General features: G+C 45.2%; 2 protein-coding genes. One reads left to right on the top strand and one right to left on the bottom strand.

All coding sequences use genetic code 11. The features are described 5' to 3' along the window. Positions 1-722, top strand: a 722-nt coding sequence (locus A1D16_RS18360) for a response regulator transcription factor (RefSeq protein WP_290712217.1), incomplete at its 5' end; no start/stop codon positions are given. On the opposite strand, the gene A1D16_RS18355 is transcribed toward A1D16_RS18360, so the two are convergent. Beyond that, on the bottom strand, positions 697-1,961 hold a 1,265-nt coding region (locus tag A1D16_RS18355; protein WP_290712215.1), incomplete at its 5' end, for a trehalose-6-phosphate synthase. The two genes, A1D16_RS18360 and A1D16_RS18355, sit on opposite strands and share 26 nt — an antisense overlap.

Raw genomic sequence — 1,961 nt, 5'->3', positions numbered from 1 at the left:
AAAATTTTGTCTCGCTGTCCGAATTTGCCAGACATTTGTTTTCTATGAAAAAAGAGCAGCCTGCCAACCTTCAGATTGCCATGATCGACGATCATAAACTCCTGCGTAATGGATTAGCTAAAATCATCAACGAGTTTGATGGCTTTGAAGTAACCATCCAGGCCAATAACGGCAAAGATTTTATTGAGCTTGTTTCTACCAGAAGAAAACCCGACATCGTTTTACTGGACATAAACATGCCCGTTATGAACGGGTATGAAACCGCTAAATGGATCTATTCTCATATGCCCGGCACCAAAATGCTGGTTTTAAGCATGCTGGATGCAGACTATGTATTCATCCGCATGATTCGCCTGGGTGCACGCGGATTTATGATCAAAGACAGTCATCCCGAACAGTTTTACCGGGCCCTGGTACAATTGCGGGATGAAGGATTTTATATGAACGAAATCCTTACCCCCCGAATGGCTGGCCGGCTCAAAGCCGATCATAGCCAAAACATAGGTTTGCCCTCCCATGAAACGCCCAACCTTTCGGACAAGGAAATTGAATTCCTGCGCCTTGCCTGTACCGAAATGACCTACCGCGAAATTGCCGCTTCCATGGGCATTGGTATTCGCACGGTCGACAGCTATCGCGATGTTCTATTCGACAAGCTTGCCGTCACCACCCGCATCGGGCTGGTGCTGTATGCTATCAAAAATGGTATTGTAATGATCTGATAGACTCCATTTCCTGCATAAAATCATTGCTCCAGTAACTGATATCGAAATACTGAACGGTATCGAATAAACGCCCCATTCGCATATCGCGCTCTTCCGGCTCCATTAACAGGGCCTGTAACAACACTTCTTTCAGCGATCGTTTATCATATGGATTTGTGCGCAATGCATACCCCATTTCAACCGATACGCCTGCAAACTCGGAAATGATCAATACCCCTTTGTCTTTCTCTTTAAGCCCCTGCACCGCCACAAACTCCTTTGCTACCAGGTTCAATCCATCCCGTAAGGGCGTTATCCAGGCAATATCAGAAACTGCGTAATACGCCACCAGTTCTTCAAAAGGAAATGATCGAAAGAAGAAATGAATGGGCGTCCAGCCTATACGGGAATACTTTCCATTAATTTTTCCGATGGCCTGCTCCAGTTCCTGCTGCACTTTATCATAGATTTTCATACCCTTGGCCGGCGGCGTACAGATATTGATCAGCTCTACCTTGCCATGAAACTCGGGGTATTCTTCCAGGAACTCCTGGAAGGCATAAATTTTCTCCAACGGACCTTTTACATAGTCGAGCCGTTCCACGCTCAGGATGATTTTCTTGTTCTCCCCCACCTGGTTCCGTAACTGTTGCACCAGGTTATTCCGTTGCGCTTTTTCATAGCAATCCCTGATATAATGGGTATTTACACCGATGGGGTGGGCGCCCAGTTTAACCTTTCTTGAACCTGCTTCAATCAGCCGGGGCATTTTTTCAATACCCAGCGGGCAGCTATAGCTTAGGAAGCGCTCCGTGCAGTTTTGTTCTTCCAAGACCGATACCGGTAACAGGCTTTTGACCACATCCACAAAATTTTCGGCATACCTGGGAATATGAAAGCCGATATAATCGCATTGCAAAAGACTGCCGATAATATCACCTCTCCAGGGTATAATATTAAATATATCTGCCGGTGGAAAGCTGGTATGATGGAAAAAAGCAATATTCAGATCAGGCCTTAATTGGCGTAGAATTCCGGGCACCATCCAGAGATTATAATCGTGGATCCATACATTCGCCCCATAATCTGCTTCACCGGCCGTTTTTTCGGCAAAAAGCCGGTTGATGCGTACATAGTGTTCCCAATGATCGTGGTTGAAACTTGCTTTATCTACAAAAGAAAAAATCGTTGGCCAGAATGCTTCTTTTGAAAATACTTTATAAAAAAGCTCCACTTCTTTTTTGGTAAGCCCGATAC

The organism is Flavihumibacter sp. CACIAM 22H1, from assembly GCF_001601815.1.
Lineage (GTDB): Bacteria > Bacteroidota > Bacteroidia > Chitinophagales > Chitinophagaceae > Flavihumibacter.
This window is presented reverse-complemented; position numbering and strand designations above follow the sequence as displayed.